The organism is Anaplasma marginale str. Florida, assembly GCF_000215485.1.
Taxonomy (GTDB): Bacteria; Pseudomonadota; Alphaproteobacteria; order Rickettsiales; family Anaplasmataceae; genus Anaplasma; species Anaplasma marginale.
This window is the reverse complement of the sequence record NZ_AFMS01000185.1, coordinates 1-3,631: the sequence shown is the minus strand read 5'-3', so window position 1 is coordinate 3,631 and position 3,631 is coordinate 1. Positions and strand designations below refer to the sequence as shown.

Below are 3,631 nucleotides of genomic sequence, written 5' to 3'. Positions count from 1 at the left end.
CAAGGTTATACTCTACCACTGAGCTACTCCCGCAACTGCAGCGCTCAATCATAAATGAGCACAAATTATGAATCAAGAAAATAAATTACTAAATTCAGCACCCAATCATGGGCAGAGATGAGGCATCGAATGGGAGCCTGCGCCGGGCAGCACACAGATATAGGCCCTATACGCCACACACTTTTTGTGCAATGCCACATTTTGGCCCAACCATGGGCACCACATCAATTAAGTTTGGTCACAAATGAGGGGCTTATCATCACCTCACCCAGGTCGGCTGTGCTTGAACACTCCCGACGGGCGATATGGCACGTTTGCACGTCTGGCAAAATGTGTAAAATGGCATGTGATGACGTACCGTATGTTATTGCAAAAACTGCGGATCTGTTGCATCATTAATCCGTTAATCTTTTGGGCCCTGGCGTGATTGAGCGTTATAGTCTTCCGGAAATGGTTACAATTTGGGAAGAGAAAACAAAATACGAAATTTGGATGGCCATAGAGGTGTTGGCGTGCGAGGCCCAGGTTAAGCTGGGAGTTGTCCCTCAGCACGTACTGGACGGCTTGCGCAATTTTGGGGGTAACTTCAACGTAAGCAGGATTCAAGCCATAGAAGCGGAAGTGAAGCACGACGTCATAGCATTTCTCTCTTACATTGCGGAATCCTCAAACACAGACATAAGGTATTTGCACTACGGTATGACCAGTTCCGATGTGCTAGACACATGCCTTTCGCTGAGGTTAAAACGGTCCTGTGACATTCTTCTGAAAAATATTGAAGAAGTCATGCGCGCGCTAGAGGCAAGATCAAAAGAAACAAAATACCTATTGTGCGTCGGCAGGAGCCACGGTGTGCACGCAGAGCCAATAACATTTGGGCTCAAGCTCGCAAGGTTCTATGCCGAATTTGCGCGTAATTACCAACGCTTGGTGAGCGCACAGCAAGAAATCTCCGTGTGCAAGATCTCCGGTGCTATGGGCAATTTCGCACATCTTGACCCATATGTGGAGGAGCATGTTGCACAGGCATTGGGGCTGGTGCCTGAGACCATAGCATCCCAGGTGGTGCCGCGGGATCGGTACGCGGTACTGTTTGCAATATTCGGTGTCATAGCTTCTTCGATAGAAAGAGTCGCCACGGAACTCCGTCATTTGCAGCAAACGGAAGTCTTGGAGGTGGCTGAACCATTTACGTCCGGACAAAAAGGCAGCTCTGCCATGCCTCACAAAAAAAATCCCATTCTGGGTGAGAATTTGACTGGCCTGTCCAGGATGGTGCGCAGCTATGTTATTCCCGCCATGGAAAACGTTGCGCTGTGGCATGAGCGCGATATTTCCCACTCTTCGGTTGAGCGGTTCATAGCACCAGATGCCTGCATAACCCTGAACTTCGCGCTGGTGCGCCTAGCTGGTGTTTTACGTGATATGAAAATTGATGAGGAGAGGGTCAAAGCAAATTTGAACTCTTCTAGGGGTGTATTGCTGTCACAGCGAGTTTTGTTGGCGCTGGTAGATGCGGGCATGAGCAGGGAAAGCGCATATAAAGTTGTACAGGACAGCGCAATGGACGCCTTGAACAGTGGTAGTGACTTTATAAATAATGTGAAGGCCCACAAACTTCTCGGCAAAATCTCACCAGACGTTTTAGACGCGCTTTCCGATCTTGATTACTACACGAAACACGTTGACTTCATATTCAGTAAAACGTTCAAAGAGCACGAAGCGTAGATACATCGCAGAGGCAGCACCAAACCGGGGATGGGATTGAAATTGCGTGTTGTCGTTGCAACGAGCAATGACATGGACGGACAAGTGACGTGCCATTACATAGCTCAGATGGTGAAGGGCACTGATGCCAAGGTGACTAGGCTTGCATGTGGCATTCCTCTTGGGGGAGAGATAGACTACCTAGACGAGGGCACGCTACGCGCGGCTCTCTCCTCAAGGTACGTCATTACCTAGCAATTTGACTTTTATGAATGGTACACGCCCCACCGCAGAGGAAACACCGCCACTCTTCCTGTAGCCAGCAACCACGCACAATTGGAACCCCGTGGCATGGGGGAGCGCAACCGGGGAAGGTCACCCCACTCTATGTGCAGCCGCCATGAGTATGCGTGGAGTCACAGGCCCCAACTTTACACAACCGGTATTCTCAGCGGCAGAATGTCCCCACTGCACCCACACAAAAAGTGGCTGCTGATGCCGCTTTGTGGCCAAAAACCAGGCCACAACAACTGATCTTGTGCTGAAGGTCGCCCCGCTCTATATGCAGCCGCCATGAGCAAAGCTGGGAACGAAAACCGAAATTATTGTGCGGCATCACATGTATTGCAAATGTACGGTCCAATGGTGGTACCCCATACAATACCCTTAATGATGGTGACTTTAAATAATGTGAAGAAGACCTGCGGAATTTTCTGGCAAGATCGCACAGAGGCGCCTCCACCACTCTTCCTGTAGCCGGCAACCACACACAACTGCCGGAGCCCCATTGGTGAGGGGGCGCAACCGGGGAAGGCCAACTAGATTACCTAGCGTTTTTCGTCGAGAGATTGTATATGTCTCACCCTCCTACAGGAGCGTTGCCAGCTACCACTTACTCCATCATGACACAACAACCAGCTCAGTTCAGCGAGGCATTATATGGATCTAGCTATATGCAGCCGCCATGAGCGCCAAAGCTGGAAATGCGAACTGAAGCCATTATGGTTACACGCAAACACGCTCAACAAGGGCAACGTCGTCAGCCCGCGCACGTATAGGCACCCAACCAGCAAATGTTGCAGGGTACGTACAGCACCAGGAGCCGGAAGAGGACCGGAATTTGTCGCTATTAAACAGGGGGCCCAGAGACGCGTACCGCCATGCATCACCAGAGTATTTTTCGGTAGTAGCCGCACGTATGTAACATCCCCACATGCAGTAAGAAAGGCCAACAGTGGCGGAAATTGTGCGCAGCCCGGCTGTCTGGCGCATAAGCCGCAACCATCGCGAAGACTAGCGCGCACACGCAGGATACAAGCAAAAACCCCACACAGCAAAGGAACGCACAAGAACAAAAAATCCGGCTCCCCCGCACAAAAATCAAACATCCCTATTGACTAAGGGAAGCACTCCGGCTACAATGCGGGTAACCTAATTAAGAAATTAATTGGGCAACTGGGGCTTTGTTCTACGGTCAATGCATAACCATTAGGTAACACACACACACTTTATCTTAGTAGAACAAAGCCACCTAAGCTCCCCGCTTGGTGGTAATTCTACATACTTCACCAAAGAATCGCAAGTGTTTTTTGTTGGCGTGTGCCTTTTTGGCTACTCGTGCGTTGGTGTTGTGTTGTAAAAGCCTCGCTCCAAGAATGTGTGCGGTATACGTTCTTCTGCTCTGGAGATTCTGGCCTGAATAGCTTGGGGCAACTGCTCCGCAATTTCACATCTGCACTCCCACTGGGGTGGTGCAGACTTATGCATCCACATATTCCATCCACCAGCACAAGACATATCTGCTTTTAGCGCTCAATCTTGGATGATCAGTGCAGGGCGCGCAGTAAATGCCTCCGAAAGCAAGGCGCAACTGCCTCGAAGTTGGCTCTGGTACGTGTTTTTGAACACCGTACAACAATGCGTA

1 protein-coding gene and 1 pseudogene are annotated in these 3,631 nt (G+C 50.1%); both read left to right on the top strand.

From position 1 onward, the window contains the following. The first annotated feature begins 423 nt into the window (after window positions 1–423). The gene (gene purB / locus GAC_RS05025) at window positions 424–1,728 is read left to right on the top strand and encodes an adenylosuccinate lyase (RefSeq protein WP_010263357.1); all 1,305 of its coding nucleotides are present in this window, start codon (window positions 424–426) and stop codon (window positions 1,726–1,728) included. A gap of 48 nt (window positions 1,729–1,776) precedes the next feature. Continuing rightward, window positions 1,777–1,962 (top strand): annotated as a pseudogene (locus GAC_RS05020) (recombination mediator RecR); the annotation flags it as partial. Window positions 1,963–3,631 lie beyond the last annotated feature (1,669 nt).